The sequence below is a fragment of the Aromatoleum sp. genome, from assembly GCF_036675785.1.
Classification (GTDB): domain Bacteria; phylum Pseudomonadota; class Gammaproteobacteria; order Burkholderiales; family Rhodocyclaceae; genus Aromatoleum.
Genome location: NZ_JAKFEF010000080.1, coordinates 61,280 through 87,630, shown reverse-complemented (window position 1 = coordinate 87,630; position 26,351 = coordinate 61,280). Strand labels below are relative to the sequence as shown.

Sequence of the window (26,351 nt, the reverse complement as noted above, 5' to 3'; positions counted from 1 at the left end):
ATCAACAAGAAACCGCAGCCAGCGGACCGAACAGGGCGAAACCTTATGTCGCGAAACCTGAAACTCGCCTTCATCGTCGACCCGCTGCACGGGCTGAAGGCCTACAAGGATTCGAGCATCGCGATGATGCGCGAAGCGCATTCACGCGGCCACGCGGTGTTCGCGATCCAGCGCGAGGCGCTGACGTGGCGCGACGGCGTCGTCGCCGCCCGCGCCCATGCGATCCGCACGCGCGCGGACGACCGCGGCTGGTACGACATCGGCGAAGACGCGGTGCAGCCGCTCACCGCGTTCGACGCGGTCGTGATGCGCCAGGACCCGCCGTTCGATTTCGAATACATCACCGCGTCGTGGCTGCTCGAGCGCGCGGTCGCGGGCGGCGCGCGCGTATTCAACGATCCGCGCGCGATCCGCGATCACTCCGAGAAGCTCGCGATCACCGAATTCCCGCAGTTCACCGCGACCACGCTCGTCGCGCGCGATGCGGCCGACTTGAACGCGTTCATCGACGAGCTCGGCGACGTGATCCTGAAGCCGCTCGACGGCATGGGTGGGAGCCAGATCTTCCGCGTCACTGCCTCCGACCCGAACCGCAACGTGATCCTCGAGACGCTGACGCACGAAGGCCGGCGCACGATCATGGCGCAGCGCTACCTGCCGGCGATCGCCGACGGCGACAAGCGCGTGCTGATCATCGGCGGGGAGGTCGTCCCGTACGCGCTGGCGCGCATCCCGAAGGCCGGCGAGACGCGCGGCAATCTCGCCGCCGGCGGACGTGGCGTCGCGATGCCGCTGACGCCGGCCGAGCGCGAAATCGCCGAAACCCTCGCGCCGATCCTGTGGGCGCGCGGCCTGATGGTCGTCGGGCTCGACGTCATCGGCGGCCAGCTCACCGAGATCAACGTCACCAGCCCGACCTGCTTCGTCGAGATCGCGGCGCAGACCGGCTTTTCGGTCGCGGGGCTGTTCGTCGACCGGCTCGAACGGGCCTGCGCCTGATGCCGCGACGCCGGTTCGCCGGCCGCCCGGCGGCGGTGATTGTCGCGTTCGTGTTCGCCGCGCTGCTCGCCGCGTGTTCGCCGCCGCAGCTCTTTCACCAGGAAGCCTACGTGTTCGGCACGCGCGTCGATCTCACCGTGTACGGCGAGTCGAACGAACGCGCGGCCGACGCGATGGGCGCGGTGCTTCAGGAGTTCGACCGGCTGCACCACGCGTATCACGCGTGGCAGCCGTCGGAGCTAACCGCGCTGAACGAGGCGATCGCGAGCGGCAAGGCCGCGGTCGTGTCGGACGAACTCGCCGCGATGCTGGCCGACGCGCAGCGGCTGTCGGCGACGGGCGACGGACTCTTCAACCCGGCGATGGGCGGACTGATCGCGCTGTGGGGGTTCCACAGCGACGAGTTCGTGCCGCGCCTGCCCGACGCGGGAGCGCTGCAGTCGATCGTCGAAGCGCGTCCGCGGATGTCCGACCTCGTGATCACCGGCAATCGCGTCGAAAGCCGCAATCCGATGGTCCAGCTCGATCTCGGCGGCTACGCGAAAGGCTATGCGCTCGATCGCGCGATCGCCATTCTCAAGGACAAGGGCATCGGGAACGCGCTCGTTAACATCGGCGGCAACGTCATGGCGCTCGGCAAGAAGGGCGACGTCCCGTGGCGGCTCGGCCTGCAGCATCCGCGCGCGCCGCGCCCGCTCGCGACGCTGCCGCTGTATGACGGCGAGGCGATCGGCACGTCGGGCGACTATCAGCGCTATTTCGAACTCAATGGCTACCGTTACTCGCATCTGCTCGATCCGCGCACCGGCGGCCCCGCGCACGAGTCGCAATCGGTGACGGTGCTGGTGATGCCGCGCGACGGCGCGGGCACCTTGTCGGACGCGGCGAGCAAGCCCGCGTTCATCGCCGGCGATAACTGGCGCGAATACACGCGCCGCTTCGGCATCGACCACGCGCTGCGCGTCACCGCCGACGGACGCATCGAAGTCACGCGCGAGCTGCGCGCGCGGCTGCAGTTTCCGTCCGATCCGCCGCCGATCACGGTCGTCGACTGAGCTGCGACGATGCCGCCGCGCCCCCATCTCGACCGCTTCGCGATGAGCCTGATGGTGCTGCTATGCACGGTCTGGGGCCTGCAGCAGGTCGCGATCAAGCTCGCGAACGCCGGCATCTCGCCGGTGTGGCAGGCAGGGCTGCGCTCGATCGGTGCGACCCTGATGGTGTGGGGGTGGGCGAGCATGCGCGGGGTGCGGCTGTGGACGGCCGACGGCACGCTCGCGCCCGGCCTCGTCGCGGGCTTGCTGTTCGCGATCGAGTTCGCGCTGATCTTCTGGGCACTCGAATTCACGAACGCGTCGCGCGGCGTGATCTTCCTCTACATGGCGCCGTTCTTCGTGGCGATCGGCGCAGTCTGGCTGCTGCCGCACGAGGCGATGCGCCGCGCGCAGTGGATCGGGATGGCGCTCGCGTTCGCCGGCGTCGTGCTGCTGTTCGGCGAGAACCTGCTGCTGCCGGCGGGCCGCGCGTGGATCGGCGACCTGATGATGGTCGTCGCCGCGATCCTGTGGGCGGCGACGACGCTGACGGTCAAGGTCACCCCGCTCGTGCGCGCGCCGGTCGAAAAGACGCTGCTGTACCAGCTTGGGGTGTCGGCCGCGGTGCTGCCGTTGCTGTCGCTCGCGTTCGGCGAGCCCGGCGTCTTCGCACCGACCCCGGTCGTGTGGGCGAGCCTCGTGTTCCAGACGGTGGCCGTCGCCGGCGCGAGCTACCTCGCGTGGTTCTGGCTCATCAGCCAGTACCCGGCCACGCGGCTGTCGTCGTTCTCGTTCCTCACGCCGGTCATGGGCGTGCTCGCGGGCGGCATCCTACTCGGCGAAGCGCTGACCCCTGCGGTGTTCGCCGCGCTCGCGCTCGTCGGCAGCGGGATCTGGATCGCGAACCGGACGGCGCCGGCGCCGCCGCCGGACCGTCGCTGAAGAGCCGGCGCCGGCGCCCGGCTCACGAAAACCCCGAACCTGCGCAGCGTTCCGCTCCGCTCCACGCCGCTCCACGCCGCGGCGCGTCACGACTTCGCCGGTTCGCCGTGCGGTCCGTCGCCCCGCTCGACCGTCGGCGGGGTCGTAGCGCCGGTTGCCGCGGCTTCCGCGCGCAGCCAATCGGCGAAGCGGGCGACTTGCGGCCGCTGGCTGCCCGGCGCGCGGACGAGCCAGAACGCGCGGCCGGTGACTTCCGCCCGGCCGTCGCCGACGATCTTCAGCTGCCCGCCGGTGACCAGGCGGTCGACGAGCTGCGCGCGGCCGATCGCGATCCCCTGTCCGGCGACCGCGGCCTGGATCAGCTGATCGTACTGGTTGAACACCAGCACCGCGCGCGGGCGCACGCCGTCGAGCCCCAGGGTCGTCAGCCAGTGCCCCCAGCGCAGCCACGGGTAGCGGATGTCGTCGTAGTCGAGCAGCACGGTGTCGGGCAGCGTCTCGCGGTCGAGCGGGCGGGCGGCGAGCGCGGGGCTCGCGACCGGCACCGTCGATTCGCCGAATAGCGGTTCCGCGCCAGCTGGCGCGTCGTGCTCGGCGCAGTAGCGCACCGCCAGATCGATGCCTTCGCGCGCGAGGTCGAGGACCCGGTTGTCCGCGGCGAGGCGCACGTCGATCTCGGGATGCAGGTCCTGGAAACGCGACAGGCGCGGCACGAGCCACAGCGCCGCGATGCCGATCGTCGCGGTGACGGTGACCGGGCGCGCGACCGGCCCACGCAGTTCCGCCGCGAGATTCGCGTACTCGGCGAGCCAGCCGTCGGCCGCCATCGCGAGCCGTGCGCCGGCGGGCGTCAGCGCGAGACTGCGGATACCGCGAACGAACAGCGGCACGCCGAGCGCGGCTTCGAGGGCCTGCACCTGCCGGCTGATCGCCGACTGCGTCAGGAACAGCTCTTCGGCCGCGCGCGTGAAGCTCAGATGCCGTGCGGCGGCAACGAAGCCGCGCAGCGGTTCGAGGGGCGGAAGGTGTGCAAGAGGACTATGCATGAATGTGGCGCATGGTTGAGATGCCGATTACGCGTTTGTAAGCCCAGCGATGAAAGTACAAGCTGCGATCACCGTGGCAAAGAAGGATGCGTCAAAGGCATCCGTTACGGCCCGGAAAGGAGCTTAGCATGGACACCCGTTCCGAATTCCGGTACGTCGTTCTCGCACCCCGCGACGTGTTCGTGCTGGACACGCCGAACCCCGTCGAGATCGTCGCTCGCAGCGGCTGCGTGTGGCTGACACAGGCCGGCGATTCACGCGATGTCGTCCTGCGCCCGGGGCAGTCGTTCGCGATGCCGCGCGCGGTGGATGTCGTGATCACCTCGCGCGGTGCCGCGGAACTCGTCGTCGCGCACGCGAAAAGGCGGGCATCCGACAGCTTTCGGCAGGGCACGCCGATGCGACTTGTCGCCGCGCTCGTCGCTAAGGCCCTTTCGCGCGCCGTGGTCCGCGGCGCCGGCCGACGCCTTGCGGCGCGGCTTCACCTCGGACCGCCAGCGCAGCCGGGAATGGACTAAAGTGCAACGACGCGTACGGACGGAGGGCAGGGCATGGCGCGGCCGCGGATCGAGTTCTGGTACGAGTTTGCGAGTTCCTATTCCTACCTCTCGGTGATGCGCATCGAACCGCTCGCCGAAGCGGCCGGCGTCGATCTCGACTGGCGGCCGTTCCTGCTCGGGCCCGTGTTTCTCGCGCTCGGATGGAACGACTCGCCGTTCAACATCTATCCGCCGAAGGGGCGTTACATGTGGCGCGATCTCGACCGCCTCGCGGACAAGTACGGCCTGCCGTTCCGCGTCCCGAGCCGGTTTCCGCGCGACGGCCTGCTCGCCGCGCGCGTCGCGCTGCTCGGTGCCGACCCGGGCTGGATCGCACCGTTCTCGCGCGAAGTGATGCGCGCGAACTTCGCCGACGATCGCGAGATCGGCGAGCCGACGGTCGTCGCCGAGATCCTCTCGGGACTCGGCTTGCCCGCAGGCGAGCTGCTCGCTGCGGCGCTCGTCGAAGACAACAAGATCGCACTGCGCCGCCAGACCGAGCAGGCGACCGTCCATGGCATGTTCGGCGCGCCGAGCTTTCGTGTCGGAGAGGAGCTGTTCTGGGGCAACGACCGCCTCGAAGATGCGCTCGATTGGGCGACCCGCGGGGTGCCGGCCGGTCGCTTAGATCTGCCCGATGCGTCACGGGCGGAACGACCGCCGCCCGATCGATGAAGCTCCGTCGCGTTGTCCGCCAGGACGACGATACGATCCCGAAGGACGATGTCTCGGGCCGCAGAGGGACGCGCCGTAGTTGCCGGTGAACGGCCTGGCGAACTATGACGCCGAGAAGGTTCGATCGGTAAAGCAACGGCGCGGCCGTTATTGGTATGCTCGCGCCCGCCGTCCGGGATCGCGCGGACGGCCCCCTTTCGACTGCCGGAAACCTCGATGAAAGCGATCCTCGTTGCGCTGCTGCTGTCCCTTTCCCTCGCGACTCCCGCGTCGGCGGCGACGCCCGGCGAAGTGCCGGTCGGCGGCCTGCTCCGCGATGCGGAGATGCGCGGGCTGTCGGGCAAGCCGGCGACGCTCGCCGACTTTCGCGGCAAACCGCTGATCATCAACGTCTGGGCCAGCTGGTGCGCGCCGTGCCGGGATGAAATGGCGTCGCTCGACCGGCTCGCGCGGCGGTACGGCGGCGGCAAGCACTTCAACGTGATCGGCATTTCGACCGACGACTACAGCGACCGCGCGAAAGCCTTCCTGCAGCAGGCCAATACGTCGTTCCCGCACTTCATCGACAGCCGCCTGTTCCTCGAAAACATGCTCGGCGCGGACCGCATCCCGCTGACGCTGCTGATCGACGCCGACGGGCGCATCCTGCACAAGATCTACGGCGCGAAGGAATGGGACAGCCCGGAAGCGGTCAAGGCGATCGGACAGGCGTTCGGCGCGAAGCTGTGACGCGCGGCGGACGGCCACCGCCCATTCCGCTCCGCCATATCCAACGCGAAGCGGGTTCCCGCTCGTGTCGCGGGTAGCTGTCGCTGCGGCAGAGACCGCTTTCCCGTCGGTTCAGTCGCGCGCCTTCCGCGCCGCTTCCGCTTTTTCCGCTTCGCGCTCGCGAATGCGCTCGTCGTAGCGCTCGCGGTCGCGCCTCGCCTTTTCCGCGCGCTCGGCGGCGTCGGCCGCGGCTTTCCCGCGTTCGCGCGCCTTCTCCGCGTCCTGCGCGCGCCGCTCCGCCTGCGCCGCCGCGGCTGCACGCTCGGCTTCGATCTGCCGTTCGCGGCGGATCGCGTCGGCGTCGACCGGGGCGTCCGCGCCGGCGGGCGCCCCTTTCGTGGGTGCCGCCGACGGCGCGATCGGCCTCGGTTCGGTCGGCGCCGCGGGAGTCGGCGCCGTCGCCGGCGCGGTCAGGCCGCGCTCCTGCGCGAGGCGTTGCCGCTCGGCGACTTCGAGCCGGCCCGCTTCCGCTTCGAGATCGCGCGCCTTGCGGATCGATTCGAGGCGCGTCTCCTTCGCGTTCGCGAGGCAGCGATTGACGAGAAAGCGCTCGTAGCAGCCGGGTTCGGTCGCGCGCAGCGTGTCGTCGGCCTGGTCGCGCAACGCCTTCGCGTCGCTGCGCAGCGCTTCGGCGCGTTCGAGGTCGCCCTCGGCGGCGCCGACAGTGGCGGCGAACGCGGCGAGCAGCAACGGCGGCAACAGACGATGGATCATCGGCATTCGGCGTGAGTCCGTTGGGGGTTGCGTAGAATAACGTCTTTGCCCTTCGATTCGCTGACGTGATCCAGTTCCGCAACCTCCGCCTCGCCCGGGGCGCCAAAATTCTCGTCGATGCCGCTTCGCTGCAGATCCACCCCGGCTGGCGGGTCGGCCTGACCGGCGCGAACGGCTCCGGCAAGTCGAGCCTGTTCGCGCTGCTGCGCGGGCAGCTGCACCAGGACCAGGGCGACCTCGAGATCCCCGCCGGCTGGCAGATTGCGCACGTCGCTCAGGAGACGCCCGCGCTCGCGAAGGCCGCGATCGAGTACGTATTCGACGGCGATGCCGAGCTGCGCGACGTCGAGGCCAAGCTCGCGGCCGCCGAAGCCGCGCACAACGGCGCGCATATCGGCGAACTCCACGCACGCCTGCACGAGATCGGCGGTTATGCGGCGCGCTCTCGGGCAGCGGCGCTGCTCGACGGACTCGGCTTCGTCGCCGGTGACGCCGAACGGCCGGTGTCGGACTTCTCCGGCGGCTGGCGGATGCGGATGAACCTCGCGCAGGCGCAGATGTGCCGCTCGGATCTGCTGCTGCTCGACGAGCCGACGAACCACCTCGACCTCGACGCGGTGCTGTGGCTCGAGCAGTGGCTGCGCGACTACCGCGGCACGCTCGTGCTGATCTCGCACGACCGCGAGTTCCTCGACGCCTGCGTCACGCACGTCGCGCACATCGAGTCGCAGCGGCTGACGCTCTACACCGGGGGCTATTCCGACTTCGAGCGCCAGCGCGCCGAGCGCCTCGCGCAGCAGCAGTCGCTGTACGACAAGCAGCAGCGCGAGATCGCGCACATCGAGGACTACATCCGCCGCTTCCGCGCGAAGGCGACGAAGGCGCGCCAGGCGCAAAGCCGCATCAAGGCGCTCGAACGCATGGAGCGCATCGCCGCGGCGCACGTCGACACGCCGTTCTCGTTCAGCTTCCGCGACGGCCCGGCGGCCCCCGATCCGCTGCTGCAGATCGAGGACGGCGCGGTCGCGTACGGCGAGCACACCGTCCTCGACCGCGTGCGCCTGACGCTGCGCCCCGGCGAGCGCGTCGGCCTGCTCGGCCGCAACGGCGCCGGGAAATCGACGCTGATCAAGCTGCTCGCGGGCGAGCTCGGGCTCGCCGCCGGCAGCCGCAGCGAAGGCAAGGGCCTCGCGATCGGGTATTTCGCGCAGCACCAGCTCGAGACGCTGCGCCCGGACGAATCGCCGCTGCAGCATCTGATGCGTCTCGATCCGCGCACGCGCGAACAGGAACTGCGCGACTACCTCGGCGGCTTCGATTTCCGCGGCGACGGCGTCGGCGGCACCTCCACTCCCGCGACGACGCCCTGCGGCAGCTTCTCGGGCGGCGAGAAATCGCGTCTCGCGCTCGCGCTGATGATCTGGCAGCGGCCGAACCTGATGCTGCTCGACGAGCCGACCAACCACCTCGACCTCGAGATGCGCCACGCGCTGACGCTCGCGCTGCAGGACTACGAAGGTGGCATGGTGCTCGTGTCGCACGACCGCGCGCTGCTGCGCGCGACCTGCGACCGCTTCCTGCTCGTCGATGACGGGCGCATCCAGCCGTTCGACGGCGACCTCGACGACTACCGCGACTGGCTCGCCGAACGCCGCGCGCAGGCGAGCGAAGCGGCGAAATGTCCCGACCGCGCCGCGGACAAGGCGGCGCGCAAGGCCGACCGCGAACAATCCGCCGCCGTGCGCCAAGCCCGGATCGCGGCGCGCCGTCCGCTCGTCAAGGAGCGCGGCCAACTCGAGAAGAAGCTCGCCGGCTGGCAAGGGGAGAAAGAACTTCTCGACGCGCGGCTCGCCGACCCGGCGCTGTACACCGGCCCCGAGGCGGCGCAACTGCAGACGCTGCTGAAGCGCCAGGCCGAGCTCGCGGGCTGGGTGGACGAGGCCGAACTGCGCTGGCTGGAGATCTCCGAGGCGCTCGAGGCGATGCCGGCCGACTGAAGCGAGCCGGGACGCCGCGCGCCTCGAACGCGGAGCCGCCGTTTGCGCATACAGTGGCGTCAATTGCCCTGCGGGGCCTGACGACGGGGGAAATCCGATGCCGACCGAGCCGCTGTCGCTCGAACTGTCCGAGCTTGTCGCCGCCCGCGACCGGATCCGCGGCGCGATCACGCGCACGATGCAGTGGCCGAACGACTCACTGTCCGAAGAGTTCGGCGTGCCGCTGTCGTTGAAGCTCGAGAACCTGCAGCGCACCGGCTCGTTCAAGCTGCGCGGGGCGACTCACAAGATCGGGCGGCTGCTCGACGATGGGGCCGCGCGGCAGGGCGTTATCGCGGCGTCGGCCGGGAATCACGCGCAGGGCGTCGCGCGCGCGGCGGCGCAAGCCGGACTGCGTGCGGTCGTCGTGATGCCGACGAACGCGCCGCTGACGAAGATCGTCGCGTGCCGCAAGCTCGGCGCGGAAGTGCATCTCGTCGGCGACACGCTTGAAGTCGCGGCCGACGAGGCCCGCCGGCTCGCGGACGCCGAGCAGCTCGCGTTCATCCACCCGTACGACGACCGCGACGTGATCGCGGGGCAGGCGAGCTGCGCGCTCGAGATGTTCGAGGACGCGCCCGACATGACGCTCGCGATCGTGCCGCTCGGCGGCGGCGGGCTGATCTCCGGCGTCGCGCTCGCGCTGAAGCTGCAGAATCCGGCGATCCGCGTCGTCGGCGTGCAGACCGAGACGGTCGCGCCGTGGCGCCGGTTCCTGCGCGACGGCTCGCTCGAGGAAGTGCCGCCCGGCGCGCACACCGTCGCGGACGGCATCAGGGTGAAGCGCCCCGGCGTGCTGACGCGGCAGGTCGTCGCGCGCTACGTCGACGAGATCGTCACCGTCGACGACAACGCGATCGCGGAGGCGATCGTCGCGCTGCTCGAACGCACGCGCACGATCGGCGAAGGCGCGGGTGTCGTCGGTCTCGCGGCGCTGATGCAGCGGAAGATCCGCCTGCGGGCGGACGAGCGCGCGGTCGTCGTGATTTCCGGCGGCAACATCGACATGACGCTCGTCGGACGCTCGATCGACTACGGCCTCGCGTCGAGCGGACGGCTGATGAGCGTCGCGGTGACGATCTCGGACGCGCCGGGCCAACTGCTCGCGCTGCTGAAGACGGTCGCCGAACTCGGGATGAACGTGCGCCACGTCGAGCATCGGCGCGGCGAATTGCACGTGCCGGTGGGGATGACCGAGGTGATCCTGCAGATCGAAACGCGGGATCTCGAGCATCAGCACGCGCTGTTGACGCATTTCTTCGAGCAGGGACTGAGGGTGCGCAACCTGCTCGCAAGCTGACCGGCGGCGCCGGCCGACGAAAAGAAAAACGGGGCGAGCCGTGAGGCCGCCCCGCCAAAACCCGCCATCCACGGGTCAAGGGTTACACCATTACCGGAAAGCACCCGATACGCACGAAAAGAGTCGTGCTTTCCGCAGAAGTTCAGAGTTGTTACAAATTCCGTTGCGCGCACGCCAAGCGGCAGTATCGGCGACCTTCCGCGCCCGGACTGCCGACTCCGTCACAGTTGCGGCGCGGCTGCTAGAATCCCGGCTTTCCTCTTGCGCAACAGGAACTCACGCCGTGCAACTCGTCTGCCTCGACCTCGAAGGTGTGCTGGTCCCCGAAATCTGGATCGAATTCGCCGAACGCACCGGCATTCCCGAGCTGCGCCGCACGACGCGCGACGAGCCGAATTACGACACGCTGATGAAGTACCGGCTCGACATCCTCGCCGGGAAGAAGCTCGGTCTGCCGGACATCCAGGAAGTCATCGGCAGCATGGGGCCAATGCCGGGCGCGCGCGAATTCCTCGACGCGCTGCGCGAGCGCTACCAGGTCGTGATCCTGTCCGACACCTTCCAGGAGTTCGCGAAGCCGCTGATGAAGCAGCTCGGCTGGCCGACGCTGTTCTGCCATCGCCTCGAAGCCGACGCGAACGGCGTGCTCGTCGATTACCACCTGCGGATGCCGGACCAGAAGCGCGAGGCGGTCAAGCGCTTCAAGGAGCTGAACCTGACGGTCGTCGCCGCTGGTGACTCATACAACGACACCGCGATGCTCGGTGAGGCGCACGGCGGCATCCTGTTCCACCCGCCCGAGAACGTCGTCCGCGAATTCCCGCAGTTCCCGGTCACGCGCAATTACGACGAGCTGCGCGCCGAGATCGACAAGGCCTTCTCGCGCGTCGCATGACCGGCCCGGCGATGCACCGCGAGCGTTTCTTCACGCTGTCGGCGTCGTGCCCCGACCGGGTCGGGATCGTCGCGCGCGTCTCCAGCTTCATCGCCGAGCACCGCGGCTGGATTCTCGAGACTTCGCTGCACGCCGAAGCGCCGCGCGAAGGAGAATCGGTCGGGCGCTATTTCATGCGCCTCGAAATCCGCGCCGATTCGCTGCCGTTCCATCTCGCGGAGTTCCGCGAGCGCTTCCGCCCCCTGGCCGCCGAGCTCGAGATGGACTGGACGATCACCGATTCGGCGGTGAAGAAGCGCGTCGTGATCCTGGTGTCGAAGCAGGAGCACTGCCTCTACGATCTGCTCGCGCGCTGGCACTCGAAGGAGCTCGACATCGAGATCCCGTGCGTGATCTCGAACCATGACACCTTCCGCGGCTTCGTCGAGTGGCACGGCATCCCGTTCCACCACGTGCCGGTCGCCGCCGACAACAAGGCCGCCGCGTACGCCGAAGTGCAGCGGATCTTCGAGGAAGTGCGCGGCGACACGATGGTGCTCGCGCGCTACATGCAGGTTCTGTCGCCCGAGCTGTGCGCCGCCTTTCCGGGCCGCATCATCAACATCCACCACAGCTTCCTGCCGAGCTTCGTCGGCGCGCGGCCCTACCATCAGGCCTGGGCGAAGGGCGTCAAGCTGATCGGCGCGACCTGCCACTACGTGACCGCCGACCTCGACCAGGGGCCGATCATCGACCAGGACGTGATCCGCATCGACCACTCCGACTCGGTCGAGGACATGGTCCGCTACGGCAAGGACATCGAAAAGACGGTCCTCGCGCGCGGCCTGCGCTACCACCTCGAAGGCCGGGTGCTGGTGCACGGGAACAAGACCATCGTTTTCCGCTGAGCGGCGGGCCGCGGGGCGAACACTGCGGTCAACGCCGGCTCGCGCGGGCACGCGGGCTCGCGTAGCATTCGCGGCCCGTTTCCCGTAGCTTCCGCCCATGCTTATTTCCCCCGCGCGCGCCTGCGGCGTCGATTTCGGCACCTCGAACTCCACCGTCGGCTGGTTGCGGCCCGGCGCGCCGACGCTGCTCGCGCTTGAAGACGGCAAGCCGACGCTGCCGTCGGCGGTGTTCTTCAACGCCGACGAGGAGACGACCTGCTACGGTCGCGCGGCGCTCGCCGAATATCTCGACGGCTACGAGGGCCGGCTGATGCGCTCGCTGAAGAGCCTGCTGGGCAGCAGCCTGATCGACGGCCAGACCGAAGTCCACGGGCGCGCGCTGCCGTTCCGCGACCTGCTCGCGAGCTTCCTCGGCGAGCTGAAGCGCCGCGCCGAGCGCGAGGCCGGGCGGCGCTTCGACGCGGCGGTGTTCGGGCGGCCGGTCCATTTCGTCGATGACGACGAGGCCGCCGATCGCAAGGCGCAGGACACGCTCGAAGCGGTCGCCCGCCAGGTCGGCTTTTGCGACGTGAGTTTCCAGTTCGAACCGATCGGCGCCGCGCGGCATTACGAGACTTCGCTCGCACGCGAAGAGCTCGTGCTGGTCGCCGACATCGGCGGCGGCACCGCGGACTTCTCGCTCGTGCGGCTGTCGCCCGAGCGCGCCGGGCGCGACGATCGGCGCGAGGACCTGCTCGGGAACGCCGGCGTGCATATCGGCGGCACCGACTTCGACCGCGCGTTGAGCCTCGAATGCGTGATGCCGCTCCTCGGCTATCGCAGCCGCATGAAGAACGGCGCCGAAGTGCCGTCGAGCCTGTTCTTCCAGCTCGCGACCTGGCACACGATCAACTTCGCCTACACGCGGCAGGCCTGGGCCGATCTGCAGCACGTGTACCGGGGCGCCGCGGCGCGCATCGAACTCGACCGGCTGTCCCGGCTGATCAGCCGGCGCGAAGGGCATTGGCTCGCGCTGCAGGTCGAGCAGGCGAAAATCGACCTGTCGCAAGCGCCGGCGGCGTCGCTGCAGCTCGACCGCCTCGAAACGGGCCTGCGACACGAAATCGCGCGCGATGCATTCGCGGACGCGACGCGCACGCTCGTCGCGCGCGTTGCCGCAGCCGTCGGCGAACTGCTCGCCGACGCCGGCGTCCCACGCGAGCGCGTCGACACGGTTTACTTCACCGGCGGCGCGAGCGGGGTCCCGCAACTGCGCGCGCGGATCGCGGCCGAGCTTCCGGCAGCGCGGGCCGTCGAAGGCGATCTCTACGGCAGCATCGGCGCCGGCCTCGCGGTCGAAGCGGCCCGGCGCTACGGCTGACGGGACAGGGCCAAGGCGGAAAGGCGCCACGGGATCGCCCGCGGGAAAACCGGTCGAAAGCCGGACTAAGCGGACTAAGCGGACTAAGCGGACTAAGGCGGCCGGAAACCGTCGGAACCGGGCGCGGAAAGCAAAAAGCCCGGCGTTGCCGGGCTTTTCTTCGCGCGTGGCCCGACCGGAGGTCAGGCCATGCCATGCTCGTGGATCAGAGCGGGCGGATGTTGCTCGCCTGCTTGCCCTTCGGGCCGGTCGCTTCTTCGTACTGCACCTTCTGACCTTCGGTCAGGCTCTTGAAGCCGGTGCCCTGGATCGCGGAGAAGTGCGCGAACAGGTCGTCACCGCCGTTGTCGGGGGTGATGAAGCCGAAACCCTTGGAGTCGTTGAACCACTTGACGGTACCAGTTGCCATTTTGATAAATCCCAAATCGGAGTTAATAAAGGGCGATTGCCCGGAGTGCGACAATCGAGATCGGGGAAAGACGAACTGAAGTACCGAACAGGCACGCGAGTACGAAGAACCACGCGATTTCATGTGACGCGGGAGGCAGTCTGTTGAAAAAAAGGGGGGCGGTCAAGCGCTGAAAAGCCTTGAAGCAGAATATTTTTTCCGCGTATGGTGTTCTGGGTAGAGACCCTCGCGCGCAAATACCCGCCGCGCGGTAGGTCGATGCCGCCCGCGATGAGTCCGATTCATCCGAACCCCCGCGGCCCCCGTGAGGCGGGCTGGGTAGGGCGCCACGACTGCCGACGGCCGGACGCGTCGTGCCCGCCTACGGATTCGACTGCCGGTGGACGTCGTACGTCACGAAACGCTCGCTCGCCGGCGGCAGGTCCAGCCAGTCGCGATGCGCGAGCGCTTGCCGGATGTCGTCGAGGCCGCTCTCCCAGTGGTCGTGCATCGTCTGCGGGCTGAACTCGTAGTCCTTCGCGAGCCCGTCCCATTCCTTTTCCTGATAGATCAGCTGGATCACGCCGACCTGGCGGCCGCAGGCCCAGTCCGACGCGGTGCGGCACATGCCGTCCGCGAGCAGGGTTTCTTCGGGGATGTGTTTCAGCAGCTCCCGCACCAGGTTGCGCAGTTCCTGCTCGCGCGCCATCAGGTCCGTGATCGCGCGCGTGCGGCTCGAGTACTGGATGTCCTTGTGCCGTTCCTGGACGTCCCAGATGTTGGTCGGCACGGTGCCGAGCGCGCTCCATAGGTCGACCTGGAACGCGAGCGTGTTCCGGCGCGGCTTGGCCGACAGCACGTGCGACAGTGGCGTGTTCGAGATCACGCCGCCGTCCCAGTAATACTCGCCGTCGATCTCGATCGGCGGAAAGCCCGGTGGCAGCGCGCCGGACGCCATGAAATGCTCGAGCCGCAGCCGGCCCTGCCACGGACCGACGGTGTTGTCGAAATATTCGAAGTCGCCGGTGCGCACATTGACCGCGCCGACCGACACGCGGACTTCGCCCGAGTTGATGCGATTGAGATCGACGAGGCCGGCGAGTGTCTCGCGCAGCGGCGCCGTGTCGTAGTAGCTCGTATTGCCCGGCGGCAGCTCGACCGCGGTCCACGGCGGCGGTATGCGCGGCGCGAAGAAGCCGCGCTGTCCTTCGATGACCGCACGCCAGGCGGCGGACGCGTTGAACATCCGCCGCGCGTCGCCGCCGAGTCTTGCGATCCAGTGTTGCATCGCATCGACGACCGGCTGCATCAGCGCCGGGCGGCAGATCGTCTCCCAGAACGTTCGCAACTGCCCGATCCGCTCGCCCGGTGCGTTGCCGGCGATCAGCGCGACGTTCAGCGCGCCGATCGAGATGCCCGCGAGCCAGTTCGGTTCGATCCCCGCTTCGTCGAGTCCCTGGATCACGCCGGCCTGGTACGAGCCGAGCGCGCCACCGCCCTGCAGCACGAGGGCGACGACGTCGAACGGCAGTGGCGACGGCTTCGCCAGCGGCTCGGTACCGGGCGCGCATTCGCGCGGATCGGGTTCGCGTGACGACACGGCGGGCGCCACTACTGGATGTGCCAACCGTGGCTCACGAGAAACGACTGACCGGTGAAGGCGTTGCCGGGGAAGGTCGCGAGAAAGCGGATCGTGCGCGCGATCTCCTCGACCGTGGTGAACTCCCCGTCGACGGTTTCGCCGAGCATCACGTCGCGCACGACTTCATCCTCGCTGATGCCCAGTTCGCGCGCCTGTTCCGGGATCTGCTTGTCGACGAGCGGCGTGCGCACGAAGCCGGGACAGACGACGTGCGACCGCACGCCGTGCGCCGCGCCTTCCTTCGCGAGCACGCGCGCGAGCCCGAGGAGCCCGTGTTTCGCGGTGACGTACGCGGATTTCAGCGGCGACGCCTCGTGCGAATGCACCGAGCCGATGTAGATCACGACGCCGCCGCGCCCGCCCGCGTACATGTGGCGCACCGCGGCGCGGGTCGTCAGGAACGCGCCGTCCAGATGCACCGCGAGCATCTTTTTCCAGTCGGGAAAAGTGAAGTGCTCGATTGGGTTGACAATCTGGATGCCCGCGTTGGAGACCAGCACATCGATGCTGCCGTGTTTTGACGCCACATCGTCGATCGCGCGATCGACTCCCGCCTCGTCGGTGACGTCCATCGCGAGCCCGAACGCCTTGCCGCCCGCCGCCGTCATTTCGCCCGCGGCGGCCTCGGCGGAGCCGAGGTTCAGGTCGGTCACCGCGACGATCGCGCCCGCCTGCGCGAAATCGGCGGCGATCGCCTTGCCGATGCCGCTGGCCGCGCCCGTCACCACGGTGACCTTGCCATCGAGCCGTTCCGTCATGCGTCGCTCCTTGCGAAGGCGTGTCGAGGCTAGAAACTTGGGTCAGCAGTCGGGCGAAATCAAGGAAACGGCGGTAAGCGTATGTCTCGTCAGCGGGCACTGCGACGCTGCGCCCTCACTCGCGCTCGTCGCTGCCTGATTCGCCGGGAAGCCGCGCGGCGTCCGTGTCGGAATCGACGAAGCGCACTTCGCAGTTGCGATTCGCGCCGCACATTACCGAGTACGCAAGTTCGCGCGCGAAGTCCATGTCGAGCGGCTCGGTGAAGAGCGGGATCGAGATGCGCCGCCCGCGCAGGTCGCCCGGCCGGCGCAGGATCGTGCGGACGATCGGCGGCAGCGCGACGCGGCCCTCGGGCACGGGAACGTCGAGTTCCTCCGCGACGCGCGCCGCGGAGGCCGAAAGCCCTGCGGGCCCCGGCGCGTCCCCGAGCCGGCACGCGAGCGTTGTCGCGCCCGGATACCAGCACAGCCAGACCACCGGCTGCGGCGGCGTCTGCGCGGCCACGACGGCGCCGGTGGTGGCGAGCACGAGGGCGGCGAGCTGACGCCATCGCGCAAACCCGCTCGCGCCGCGTCGAGATGGCTCCGCCGTCCGAACGCCTGGCGCCGCTGTCCACTGCCTGTCCATGCTGCCTCCGGTCCGATGACGATTGGTCCGGCAATGCAACAGGCGATACCCTCGCCCCGAATTCGTCGAAGGGCGCGCCGCATCGTCCGGGCGTCGGCAAGCCTATCCCGCGCGAAGTCGAAGGGCGAGCCGAACCGTGCCGGGTTGCCGGGATAATTGTCGGCAAGCAAACGGCGGACTGGCGAGAAATGGCGCGTTTGTGCAGCGGCCGGCCGCACGGCCGAGTAGAAAATGCTCCGGGGTGCTTCAAGACGCGCACCCGGCTTTACGCGCCGACAGGGATTCGTCGGTGGGTTTGCCGACCCGCAATGAGGAGCCGTCGCGCCGTCCTCGCGCCCTGGCGGTCCGCCGGCTATAGCGTCAGGAGGACGTGTCGGCAAGCGTGGCGGGTTGTTCGTCCGCCACGTCGAGGCCCCAGTCGCCGTAGGTGTACCAGTCGTCGCCGAGCAGTTCGGCCGGATGTTGCGTGCGCCCCGAGCCGTTTCCGCAGCCGAGCGAATCGGCGGCGCAATACTTGTCGCAGCCCCAGCAGACCCGCTCGGGGTGTTTGGGGTGAAGAGGAAATTTCTTTGCCATTCGACGGCTCGCGAAAGGGTGCAACGTCGAAAAGTCTACTCGCGTCGCGTGCGGTAAGTGATTGACACGTATCAATCTACGAGTTTCGCAACGCCCTCGGTAGTCCGTGCGCGCCGCTTTCCCGCCGTCACGCGGCCCAGCAGTCCGGTTTTTCGCGTTGCTCCATATCCGCCGGCAGCGCGGCGAGCGGGTGTCCGACGCGCAGCAGGAACGCCGGCAGCATCGGCGCCGGGATCGGCTTGCTTAGCCAGTAGCCCTGGATCGCGTCGCACCCGTAACGCCGGAGCGCTTCGAGCTGCGCTACGGTTTCGACCCCTTCGGCGATCACCCGGATATTCATCTTGTGCGCGAGCGCGGTAATCGCTTCGGTGATCGCCGCGTCGTTCGGATCGGTCATCAGGTCGTTCACGAACGAGCGGTCGATCTTCAGCATCTGGACCGGGCAGCGCTTGAGGTGCGCGAGCGATGAATAACCCGTGCCGAAATCGTCGATCGACAAGTCGACGCCCAGGTCGCGGATGCGGTGCATCGTGCGGATCGAGCTTTCGACGTCCGACATCACGATTGCTTCCGTCAGTTCCAGTTCGAGCGCGCACGGCGGCAGATCGAATTCGGCCAGCAGCATGTCGACGAGCTCCGGCAGGTCGCCGCGGCGGAACAGGTGGTCCGACACGTTCACCGCGACCCGCAAGCCGTCGGTGCCCTCCATCCGCCACTGCCGCGCCTGCGCGCACGCGATCCGCAACACGGTCTCGTCGATCGCCGCCATCAGCCCGGCCTCCTCGGCGACCGGTAGGAACTGGGCCGGGGGGATCAGCCCCTGCTCCGGGTGCTGCCAGCGCACCAGCGCCTCGAAGCCGATCAGCGGACCGTCGAGCCGCTTTTGCGCCTGGTAATGCACCTGCAACTGGTTGCCCTCCTGCAGCGCGCGCCGCAACGCGCGTTCGAGCTGCAGCCGCTCCTGCGAGCGCTCGGCCATGTCCCGGCTGTAGAAGCGGCAAGTGTTCTTGCCTTCGGCCTTGGCCGCGAACATCGCAATGTCGGCGCACTTGATCAGCTCGTCGGACTGCGTCGCATGCTCGGGCGAGACAGCGATGCCGACGCTCGCGGTGACGAAGATCTCGTGGCCGGCGATCTCGGTCGGCCGGCTGAGCTGGGCGACGAGTTTCTCAGCCAGCGGCCCGACGTCGCAGCGGTTCGCGACGTCGTTGAGTAGCACGACGAACTCGTCTCCCGACCAGCGCGCGACGATGTCGCCGGGACGCACGCAGTCCTGCAGCCGGTCCGCGACGCTCTGCAGCAGAAGATCGCCGACGCAGTGGCCGAGCGTGTCGTTCACGAACTTGAACCGGTCGAGATCGCAGAACAGCACTGCCGTGTGCCCCTTCTTCCACGGCTGGCGCGACAGTGACTGGTTCAAGTGGTCGAGCAGCAGCGTGCGGTTCGGCAGCCCGGTCAGCTGGTCGTAGCGGGCGAGGTAGCTCAGACGCTCCTCGTTGCGCTTGCGCTCGGTGATGTCCTGCACGAGGACGACCGCGCCGGCGAGCGCGTTCGTCGACTGCAGGCCGGCGACCGACAGCGCGACGACCAGCACTTCGCCGTCGGCCGCCGGCATCTTCGTCTCGATCCAGTGCCGCGCGACCGGTGTGCTGAATGCGGCCTCGATCACTTCGCTGTCCGGCAGGTAGTCGGCGATCGGATTGCCCGCGAAGACATGGTCGTCGGTGCAGCGCACCAGCGTGCGGAACGCGTGGTTGACGCGTGCGACCCGGCCCTCGCGGTCGACGACGATGATCCCCTCGGCCATCGAATCGATGATGTCCTCGACGTACTCGCGCGAAACCATGCTGCCGGCGAGCTGCTCGGCCATCGAGTTGAAGGCTTGCGCCAGCTCGCCGACCTCGGTGTCGTCGGTCACCGCGACGCGCGTGTCGAAGCGCCCGCCGCCCAGCTTGCGGGCGGCGTCGCGCAACGCGACGACGGGCTGCGCGACGAGCCGCGCGATCCGCGCCCCGGCGAAAATCGCGCAGAGGACCGCAATGAGCGCGACGGCGGCGATCAACCGTTCCTGCGCCGCGAGTTCCTCGTCGACGCTTCGCTGATGCGCGACGAATTCGTCGAGTTCCGCCGCGGCCGCCTCCTCGGTCGCGTCGAGCACGCGGGCGACCGATCCGGACAGTGCAGCGAGCGCACGGTCGGCTTCCGCCCCGGAGAGGGCCCCACCGCGCAGCTTTTCGACGGCCTCCTGGATTGCGCCGATTTCGTCGGCGATCTTCGCCGCGTCCGCCGCCTCGTCGGGGAAGTGGATCGTGACGAGGCTGCGATAGCGCGCCAGTGCCGAATCGAGTTCGGCGAAGCGGTGGTGCGGGACGGCGGCGGCCTCTACTCCGGGTGACGCGGGCGTCTGAACCTCGTACACCGAGCGATAGGCGTCGCCCCGCAGCCTGACGCTCTCGAACCGGATGTCCTGCAGCGCTTGCAACACCGGCTGCGTCCGGTTGATCGCCTCGTCGAAATTGCGCCCGATCGAATGCGTCGCGCGGAAACCGACCAGCGCGACCACCACGACGAGGACCGCGAGCAGGACATACCCGAGGAGGATCTTGATGCGAATCTTCACGTCGCGCCTTTCGTCTTCATGCAAAAACGATAAAAATCATCGAGTTAGAACCCGATTGTAGGCGTGTCGCGAGCCGCGCGGGAGGCACTAGGACACGGTGCGCCGCAGATCCCGCGAGAAATCCGCGCAAACGGCCGACGGATTCCGGATCGAATCGCGAGGCTGTCCCCGGCGGGCGGCGGGTCGGCATCAGGCGCCGCAGGCCGACCCCGAGGGCGCCAGCGGTCGAGGGACGCCGGGAAACGACTGCGCAAGGCGCGGGGGGCCCCGCTGTGTGTCGCGCGTGACCGCGACGATCGAACAATGGTGCCTTGGGCGAGACTCGAACTCGCACGGCTTTCGCCACTACCCCCTCAAGATAGCGTGTCTACCAATTTCACCACCAAGGCTCGCTGCGTTCCGACCGTCGCCGGCTCCCGGCGGCAGGGCCGGTGCCCGGACGAGCCGGGAGCGCAAGAGGGCGCGGATTATAGCCGCCCTGCGCCGTGGGCTTCAAGATCGGACGCCCGTTTTTCCGCGCAGTCCCGGTATCGCGCCGCGGCTGTGATTCGTACCGTCGCGACACAGGCGAGGACGGGGCCGCCGTTGCAACGGCCGCGTCGGGGCGCGTGCGGTGTGCGAGGTTGATGGTCGGGCCGAACTGTTGGCCGGCGCCGACCAGGTCCGTCAAGGGTGTCGGGCGTCGCCCGGCGTTGACCACGTCGCGTGCGCGCCCCGAGCGGCGCGACGGCAGCGTCTGTCTTTCGATTTATCAGCGGCTTCCTGTCCATTTGCCGATCCGTGCGGCGATTGGCACGCCACGTGCTGAATCGCAATCGAGCGTCGCGAACTGCTCGAACGGGATTGCCATCATTTATCGAATCAGGAGAACTGTCATGACCAAGCTGGCCATCAAGGATCTGTCGGTCGCCGAGGGGCGGAAAGGTGAGGATCGCGCGGACGTCCGGTCGCTGTCGCCCGAGGAGCTGCGCGACATACGGGGAGGGCGCTCCATCGGCGTCCTCGTGGACGGGACCCACACCGGAACGGTGGATGACTTCGCGATCAATATCGCGATCTTCGAGGGGCGGATCAAAGGGTCTTACGTATAGCCCTGTCGTTCGCCGCCATCGCGCCCCGGCGCCCGGGTTGTAGCCCGGGCGCCGGGTGTCCGAGCACACCGAGACGATCGACGACGCCGTGCGCCACACCGAAGTCGAAACCGAGCCCTTGCCGACGATGACTTCCTCGACGACGCGCGCGGTCTTGCTGACCACGGCTCTTTCCTCGGCCTCCACTTCGATTTTTTTTCGCCGAACGCCTTCAGGTCCTCGGCCGTCGCGGGGCGATCGACCGAATGCCGTTCCACGGTCGCATGCTGTTCGCGGAGACTGACGCTTTCATGCACCGGCGTTTCGACCGTCCTCGAATAAACGCGCACGGCGCCCTTCTGGACCCGCCGCTTGGCGACCTCCAACCGGCGTTCCCGGCGCCGGGAACGCCGGCTTTAGCGGTCGGAGGGGAGCCGATCGCCAGCTTCAAACCGATGTCGCCAGGGTTTGCGAACCCGCTGCGCGAGCACGCTGAAAGGATGCGCGGGGCGTCGCCCTCACGACGGGGATTCGACGCGGCCCTGCAACAGCGGGAAGGGATTGACGGCGCCGCCGCCGGCGTAGATCCCGTAATGCAGATGGGGCGGTGTGCCGCGCGCGTTGCCCGTGTCGCCGACATGGCCGAGCAGGGTGCCGGCGGCGATGCGCTGACCAGGGAACACGTCGGCAAAGCGCGCGAGATGCGCGTAGTAATGCCGCTGCCCGCCCGGCCCGAGCACCCAGACGACTCGGCCGCCGAGCCGGTTCGTGCCGACGTGCAGTACGACGCCTTCGGTGGCCGCGCGGACCGGGGTGCCGCCCGGTGCGACGATGTCGATGCCTTCGTGTCGTCGCCGGCCGCTCCGCGGCGCGTGCCAGGTGTCGCGCAATGCGTGCCTGCCGACGCCATCGACCGGCATCGCGAGCGTCTGCGGCGCCGGCAGCGACGCAAGGCGCGCGCTGTAGAGGGCCATTTCGAGGTACGGTTTGGCGACGGCGATCGCGCCGGTCAGGAAGATCGCGAGAAGAAGGTTGCGGATGACCGTGCTCATCGGCGTTGCGCGAGGCGCAGCGGCAGGGCCGAGACCGGTAGATTGCGGCGAAAGTTCGCGTCAGCCATTGCGGCCGCCCGGCCTCACGCCTGTTCAGCGGCGTCCGCGACGAGCCGATTGAACTGCCGCTGATGGCGCGGGTCGAGAGCGGCGATTATGCATCCGTATGACTCTTCGATCGGAAAAGGGGAACAGGCCGAATGAACCAGGAATCGATGCGGAGCCAGCGCGAAGGCCGGGAGTCCGCGTTGTCGGGCGTGGCGCGTTTGTCTGCCCGCCGCCGAGAGGCAGGGCGGTGAGCGAGTTCCTCGACGCGCTTCAGTGGCCGGCGATGGTCGTGACGCTCGTCGCGGCGTGGCTCGTCGCATCGCAGCAGAAGGGGAAGCGCAGCTGGGGTTTCTGGTGCTTCATCTTCAGCAACGTGCTTTGGATCGTCTGGGGTTGGCACGACGGCGCGTACGCGCTGATTGCGCTGCAGGTCGGTCTCTTCGCGATGAACCTGCGCGGCGTCAGGAAGAACGACCCGGAGCGGTAGGGATCGGGCGGCCGTGCCGCCCGTCGGTACGAACCGTCAGTGCGGACCGATCATCTCGAGCAGGTGGCCGAGGCGGCGCGCCTTGGTCCGCAGGTAGCCGGCGTTGTGCGGATTCGCCTCGATCTGGTGCGGCACGCGTTCGGCGATCGTGATGCCGTATTTCTCGAGCGCGTGCAGCTTGCGCGGGTTGTTCGTCATCAGCCGCAGCGACGCGACGTTCAGCTCGCGCAGCATGTCGGCGGCGACCGCGTAGTCGCGCCGGTCCGCCTCGAAGCCGAGACGATGGTTCGCCTCTACCGTGTCGGCGCCTTCGTCCTGCAGCGCGTACGCGCGGATTTTGTTCAGCAGCCCGATGCCGCGGCCTTCCTGGCGCAGATACAGCAGCACGCCGCGGCCTTCCGCGGCGATCGCCGCGAGCGCGGCTTCCAGTTGCGGGCCGCAGTCGCAGCGGCGGCTGAAGAGGCCGTCGCCGGTCAGGCATTCGGAGTGCATCCGTGCGAGCACCGGGGCGCCATCGTCGATCGTGCCGAGCGCGAGCGCGACGTGCTCGCGGCCGGTCCCGACTTCCTCGAAGCCGTGCATCGTGAAGGTCGCCCACGGCGTTGGCAGCCGGCAGGACGCGACGAGGCGCGCTTTCCGCTCGGCGGTTTCCAGCGGTTCGCTGAGGGCGGTGCCGTTGTCGAGGTCCGCGGTTTCCATTTTCTCTCTCTCTGTGTTCTGGTCGCGGTCAGTGGATCAGGACGACCAGCGGGACCGCGTCATGCCGGTGCGACGCAACTTCAGCAGGCGGCCCGAGCCGCGGGGACCGGCTCGGGCATATCGATGAGGCCGAAATGGGTCCGGGAAGCTCCAGCGGACCGACGACTTCGAGCGAGTCGCGCTCGCCGGGGGTGGTGATGCCCGCGACCGTGAGACGGCCTTCGAAGTTGTTCAGCTAGGCCTGTCGCCCTGCCTTTACCGAGAAGGTGACGCGTACGGACGAATCGGTCAACTCCGAAACGTAAACATTGACGTCCTGATCGGCCTGCAACGGCACGCTAGCGGCATCGTCGCACGGGGCGACGAGCGCCAACAGCCGGTTGCGGCGGGCGTCGTAGTTTCCGCGCTACCCTTCGCCCGCCGGCTTGAATAGACTCCGCTGCCTCGCGCCGGCCGCCGGCGTGCTGATCAGGAAATGCGACCCCGTGAATACCGCCGAACGCCAACACCGCCGCGCGCTGACGCTGCTGTCCGCCGCGGCGTTCGCGAGTGCCGCTTCCGCACGGCTGTGCGACCCGATGCTGCCGGACCTCGCGCGCGGTTTCGGCAGCACGCCGGCCGCCGCCGCGCAGGTCGTCTCGGCGTTCGCGATCGCTTACGGGCTGCTGCAGGTGTTCTTCGGTCCGCTCGGCGACCGCTTCGGGCGCTACCGGCTCGTCGGCTGGGCGACGCTCGTATGCACCGGCGCGAGCCTCGCCGCCGCGCTCGCGGCGTCGCTCGATTGGCTGACGCTCGCGCGGCTGCTGGCCGGCGCATCGGCCGGCGGCATCATCCCGCTGTCGATGGCGTGGATCGGCGACACGGTGCCGTACGAGCAGCGGCAGACGACGCTCGCGCGCTTCATGTCGGGACAGATCCTCGGCGTCATCGGCGGCCAAGTCATCGGCGGCTTCTTCGTCGACACGCTCGGCTGGCGCTGGGCGTTCGCGTTCATTGCGCTCATCTATCTCGTGGTCGGCGCGCTCGTGATGCGCGAGTCGCACGCGAATCCGGCCACCCGCCACACGCCGCCGGCCGGGCCGCGGACGACGGGCGTCGTCGCTCAGGTTCGCGCGGTATTCGCGGTCGGCTGGGCGCGTGTCGTGCTGCTCGCGGTGTTCGCCGAAGGCCTGGTCACGTTCGGTGCCCTCGCGTTCGTGCCGTCGTACCTGCATCAGCGATTCGGGCTGTCGCTGACGATGGCCGGCGGGCTGCTTGCGTTCTTCGGCGTCGGCGGCCTCGCGTACATCGTGTTCGCGCGCCGGCTGATCCGGCGGCTCGGCGAGGTCGGCCTGGCGACGTTCGGCGGCATCGTCATCGGCCTCGCATGGCTGCTGCTCGCGGTCGGCGACGGTTGGGGGTGGGCGCTGCCGGCGAGTCTGCTCGCCGGGCTGGGCTTCTACATGCTGCACAACACGCTGCAGGCGAACGGGACGCAGATGGCGCCGCACGTGCGCGGCGCCGCGGTGTCGCTGTTCGCTTCGGCGTTCTATCTCGGCCAGTCGGTCGGCGTCGTGCTCGCGGCGATGCTGTTCGCGCGCGGCGGGCCGGGCGGGCTGTTCGGCGTCGCGGCGGTCGCGATGCCGCTGCTCGGCGTCGCGGTCGGCCGTGCGCTGGTCGTCCATCACCGACGCGAACACGAGTCCCGCGCGAACGCCGCCGCACCCTAGAATCACTGCTTTTCACCGCCGCGTCCGTCGCCCGAAGCCGATGAGCCTTCTTCCGCCCGTCCCGTCCCGCGACGAGCTGCTCGCGCGCCACGGCGACCGTTACAAATGGCTCGTGCTGCTCGTCGTCGGCGTCGGGATGATCGCCGCAGTGTTATGTGCGACGAGCTTCAACGTTGCGGTGCCGACGCTCGGGCGGCACTTTGGCCTCGGGCAGGACCAGGTGCAGTGGACGATCACCGGGTTCCTGGCGGCGATGACGGTCGCGATGCTGCCGTCGCCGTGGCTGCTCGACCGTTTCGGCTTCCGCCGCGTGTTCCTCGCGGCGGTCGTGCTGCTCGCGACGGGGAGCGTCGCGGGCGCGCTATCGACCGGCTTCGGCTTCGTCGTCGCCGCGCGGATCGTGCAAGGCGTCGCCGCCGGCCTGCTGCAGCCGTTGGCGATGCTCGCGGTGCTGCGGCTCTTCCCGCCCCACAGCCAGGGCCGCGCCTCGGGCCTGCTGAGCTTCGGCATCGTGCTCGCGCCCGCGGTGGCGCCGTCGCTCGGTGGCGTGCTCCTCGATGCGTTCGGCTGGGAGGCGATCTTCCTGATGAACCTGCCGTTCTGCGCGGTCGCGGGCGTGCTCGGCCTGCGCCTGCTGCCCCGCCCTGCGGAGGTCCGCGCGAGCCGCTTTGACTGGTTCGGCGTCGCGTTGCTCGCCGGGGTCGCGCTCGCGACGATCGAGGCGGTCGCGAGCCTCGGGCGGAATGGCCTGGCGTCGACGTGGACGCTCCTGCCGTTTGCCGCGGTCGCGGTCTGCGGCGGACTTTTCGTGTCGCACGCGCGCCGCGGCGCGGCGCCGGTCGTCCCGCTCGACCTCTTCCGCGAGCGCAGCTTCGCGATGGGCGCGCTCGTGTCGTTCGCGTACGGCTTCGGGCTCTACGCGTCGACCTACGTCATTCCGGTGTTCCTGCAGCACGCGATCGGCTTCGACGCGACGGCGGCCGGCTTCGTGCTGCTGCCGGGCGGCATCGCGCTCGTCGTCGTGATTCCGATCGCCGGCCTGCTGGCGGACCGGCTGCCGCCGCGCGGGATCACGGCGGCCGGGCTCGCGCTGTTCGGCATCTCGTTCGCGCTGTTCGCGGTGCTGGCCGGCCGGATGGACTACGTCGGGATCGTGCTCGTCACGGTGCTCGGCCGCGTCGGCCTCGGGCTCGTGATTCCGGCGCTGAACCTCGCGACGCTGCGTTACCTCCGCCCCGAGCAACTCGGCCGCTCGTCGATGGTCACGAGCTATCTGCGCCAGCTCGGCGGGGTCGTGGGCGTCGCGGTCGTCGCGGTGTTCGTCGAATGGCGCGAAGCCGGGTACGGCGCGGCACCGGGCGGTGTCCTGAATGCGTATTCGGAAGCCTTCTGGCTCCTCGCCGCGGCGTTCACGTTCGCGCTCGTCGCCGCGCTGCGGATGAAGCCGCGGGCCGGTGCGTGACGTTGCGGGCGACGCAG

Annotated in this window: 25 protein-coding genes, 1 tRNA gene and 1 pseudogene; 15 read left to right on the top strand and 12 right to left on the bottom strand. The window is 69.0% G+C overall.

The annotated features are described in order from the left end of the window. The first annotated feature begins 45 nt into the window (after window positions 1-45). Genes gshB through V6M37_RS17690 form a run of 3 tightly spaced genes read left to right on the top strand, consistent with a single transcriptional unit; the run spans window position 46 to window position 2,975 of the window. Window positions 46-999 carry a glutathione synthase gene (gshB, locus tag V6M37_RS17700; RefSeq protein ID WP_332675558.1) on the top strand — a complete coding sequence of 318 codons (954 nt, stop codon included), beginning with the start codon at window positions 46-48 and terminating at the stop codon, window positions 997-999. Then, a complete protein-coding gene (locus tag V6M37_RS17695; protein ID WP_332675556.1) occupies window positions 999-2,054 on the top strand; it encodes an FAD:protein FMN transferase in 1,056 nt (351 codons plus the stop codon). The genes gshB and V6M37_RS17695 overlap by 1 nt, the downstream gene beginning before the upstream one ends. A 9-nt stretch (window positions 2,055-2,063) precedes the next feature. Then, a complete protein-coding gene (locus V6M37_RS17690; RefSeq protein ID WP_332675554.1) occupies window positions 2,064-2,975 on the top strand; it encodes a DMT family transporter in 912 nt (303 codons plus the stop codon). 86 nt (window positions 2,976-3,061) lie between these two features. On the opposite strand, the gene V6M37_RS17685 is transcribed toward V6M37_RS17690, so the two are convergent. Then, the gene (locus V6M37_RS17685) at window positions 3,062-4,021 is read right to left on the bottom strand and encodes a LysR substrate-binding domain-containing protein (protein WP_332675552.1); all 960 of its coding nucleotides are present in this window, start codon (window positions 4,019-4,021) and stop codon (window positions 3,062-3,064) included. A 128-nt stretch (window positions 4,022-4,149) separates the two neighbouring features. Between V6M37_RS17685 and V6M37_RS17680 the strand changes: the two genes are divergently transcribed. From V6M37_RS17680 to V6M37_RS17670, 3 genes are all read left to right on the top strand, one after another. Then, window positions 4,150-4,539: a DUF2917 domain-containing protein gene (locus V6M37_RS17680; protein WP_332675550.1), complete on the top strand. Its 390-nt coding sequence runs from the start codon at window positions 4,150-4,152 to the stop codon at window positions 4,537-4,539. Window positions 4,540-4,572: 33 nt separating this feature from the next. Next, on the top strand, window positions 4,573-5,235 hold the full coding sequence (locus V6M37_RS17675) for a 2-hydroxychromene-2-carboxylate isomerase (RefSeq protein ID WP_332675548.1): 663 nt from the start codon (window positions 4,573-4,575) through the stop codon (window positions 5,233-5,235). Between the two features lie 216 nt (window positions 5,236-5,451). Next, the gene (locus V6M37_RS17670) at window positions 5,452-5,964 is read left to right on the top strand and encodes a TlpA family protein disulfide reductase (RefSeq protein ID WP_332675546.1); all 513 of its coding nucleotides are present in this window, start codon (window positions 5,452-5,454) and stop codon (window positions 5,962-5,964) included. 111 nt (window positions 5,965-6,075) lie between these two features. Here the strand turns inward: V6M37_RS17670 and V6M37_RS17665 are convergent, their stop codons facing one another. Continuing rightward, window positions 6,076-6,717 carry a hypothetical protein gene (locus V6M37_RS17665; RefSeq protein ID WP_332675544.1) on the bottom strand — a complete coding sequence of 214 codons (642 nt, stop codon included), beginning with the start codon at window positions 6,715-6,717 and terminating at the stop codon, window positions 6,076-6,078. Window positions 6,718-6,782: 65 nt separating this feature from the next. Between V6M37_RS17665 and V6M37_RS17660 the strand changes: the two genes are divergently transcribed. The 5 genes from V6M37_RS17660 (at window position 6,783) to V6M37_RS17640 (ending at window position 13,195) form a co-directional block, all read left to right on the top strand. Continuing rightward, complete coding sequence (locus V6M37_RS17660) at window positions 6,783-8,714, top strand: ATP-binding cassette domain-containing protein (protein WP_332675542.1); 1,932 nt, start codon at window positions 6,783-6,785, stop codon at window positions 8,712-8,714. A gap of 97 nt (window positions 8,715-8,811) precedes the next feature. After that, window positions 8,812-10,053 carry a threonine ammonia-lyase gene (ilvA, locus tag V6M37_RS17655; protein WP_332675540.1) on the top strand — a complete coding sequence of 414 codons (1,242 nt, stop codon included), beginning with the start codon at window positions 8,812-8,814 and terminating at the stop codon, window positions 10,051-10,053. 283 nt (window positions 10,054-10,336) lie between these two features. Further along, complete coding sequence (gene thrH, locus V6M37_RS17650; protein ID WP_332675539.1) at window positions 10,337-10,948, top strand: bifunctional phosphoserine phosphatase/homoserine phosphotransferase ThrH; 612 nt, start codon at window positions 10,337-10,339, stop codon at window positions 10,946-10,948. A gap of 11 nt (window positions 10,949-10,959) precedes the next feature. Beyond that, complete coding sequence (gene purU, locus V6M37_RS17645) at window positions 10,960-11,835, top strand: formyltetrahydrofolate deformylase (RefSeq protein WP_332675624.1); 876 nt, start codon at window positions 10,960-10,962, stop codon at window positions 11,833-11,835. Between the two features lie 97 nt (window positions 11,836-11,932). Next, entirely contained in the window at window positions 11,933-13,195 is a 1,263-nt protein-coding gene (locus V6M37_RS17640; protein ID WP_332675538.1) for an Hsp70 family protein, read from the top strand. Between the two features lie 205 nt (window positions 13,196-13,400). Here the strand turns inward: V6M37_RS17640 and V6M37_RS17635 are convergent, their stop codons facing one another. The 7 genes from V6M37_RS17635 to V6M37_RS17605 form a co-directional block, all read right to left on the bottom strand. After that, window positions 13,401-13,604, bottom strand: a complete 204-nt coding sequence (locus V6M37_RS17635) for a cold-shock protein (protein ID WP_312662478.1) — start codon at window positions 13,602-13,604, stop codon at window positions 13,401-13,403. A gap of 361 nt (window positions 13,605-13,965) precedes the next feature. After that, window positions 13,966-15,183, bottom strand: a complete 1,218-nt coding sequence (locus V6M37_RS17630; RefSeq protein WP_332675536.1) for a DUF3734 domain-containing protein — start codon at window positions 15,181-15,183, stop codon at window positions 13,966-13,968. Window positions 15,184-15,194: 11 nt separating this feature from the next. Further along, window positions 15,195-15,983, bottom strand: coding sequence for a 3-hydroxybutyrate dehydrogenase (locus V6M37_RS17625; protein ID WP_332675535.1), 789 nt, complete (start codon window positions 15,981-15,983; stop codon window positions 15,195-15,197). 115 nt (window positions 15,984-16,098) lie between these two features. Further along, window positions 16,099-16,611 carry a hypothetical protein gene (locus tag V6M37_RS17620; protein WP_332675533.1) on the bottom strand — a complete coding sequence of 171 codons (513 nt, stop codon included), beginning with the start codon at window positions 16,609-16,611 and terminating at the stop codon, window positions 16,099-16,101. A gap of 360 nt (window positions 16,612-16,971) precedes the next feature. Further along, a complete protein-coding gene (locus tag V6M37_RS17615) occupies window positions 16,972-17,187 on the bottom strand; it encodes a DUF3079 domain-containing protein (protein WP_332675531.1) in 216 nt (71 codons plus the stop codon). 127 nt (window positions 17,188-17,314) lie between these two features. After that, window positions 17,315-19,807, bottom strand: coding sequence for a bifunctional diguanylate cyclase/phosphodiesterase (locus tag V6M37_RS17610; protein WP_332675529.1), 2,493 nt, complete (start codon window positions 19,805-19,807; stop codon window positions 17,315-17,317). Between the two features lie 304 nt (window positions 19,808-20,111). Further along, window positions 20,112-20,196: transfer RNA gene (locus tag V6M37_RS17605), tRNA-Leu, on the bottom strand. Window positions 20,197-20,682: 486 nt separating this feature from the next. On the opposite strand from V6M37_RS17605, the gene V6M37_RS17600 reads away from it, so the two are divergent. Next, entirely contained in the window at window positions 20,683-20,898 is a 216-nt protein-coding gene (locus V6M37_RS17600) for a hypothetical protein (RefSeq protein WP_332675527.1), read from the top strand. On the opposite strand, the pseudogene V6M37_RS18735 reads toward V6M37_RS17600, so the two are convergent. Next, window positions 20,889-21,266, bottom strand: a pseudogene (locus V6M37_RS18735) (DUF2382 domain-containing protein); the annotation flags it as partial. The gene V6M37_RS17600 and the pseudogene V6M37_RS18735 overlap by 10 nt on opposite strands. Window positions 21,267-21,395: 129 nt before the next feature. Continuing rightward, window positions 21,396-21,929 carry a M23 family metallopeptidase gene (locus tag V6M37_RS17595; RefSeq protein WP_332675525.1) on the bottom strand — a complete coding sequence of 178 codons (534 nt, stop codon included), beginning with the start codon at window positions 21,927-21,929 and terminating at the stop codon, window positions 21,396-21,398. Window positions 21,930-22,224: 295 nt separating this feature from the next. Between V6M37_RS17595 and V6M37_RS17590 the strand changes: the two genes are divergently transcribed. After that, entirely contained in the window at window positions 22,225-22,464 is a 240-nt protein-coding gene (locus tag V6M37_RS17590) for a hypothetical protein (protein WP_332675523.1), read from the top strand. Window positions 22,465-22,500: 36 nt separating this feature from the next. On the opposite strand, the gene ribA is transcribed toward V6M37_RS17590, so the two are convergent. Next, a complete protein-coding gene (gene ribA, locus V6M37_RS17585; protein WP_332675521.1) occupies window positions 22,501-23,163 on the bottom strand; it encodes a GTP cyclohydrolase II in 663 nt (220 codons plus the stop codon). A 485-nt stretch (window positions 23,164-23,648) separates the two neighbouring features. Here ribA and V6M37_RS17580 point away from each other — a divergent pair, with 485 nt between their 5' ends. Further along, window positions 23,649-24,872: an MFS transporter gene (locus tag V6M37_RS17580; protein ID WP_332675519.1), complete on the top strand. Its 1,224-nt coding sequence runs from the start codon at window positions 23,649-23,651 to the stop codon at window positions 24,870-24,872. 40 nt (window positions 24,873-24,912) lie between these two features. Then, window positions 24,913-26,334 (top strand): DHA2 family efflux MFS transporter permease subunit, encoded by a 1,422-nt coding sequence (locus tag V6M37_RS17575; protein ID WP_332675517.1) that lies wholly within the window; start codon window positions 24,913-24,915, stop codon window positions 26,332-26,334. Window positions 26,335-26,351: the final 17 nt, after the last annotated feature.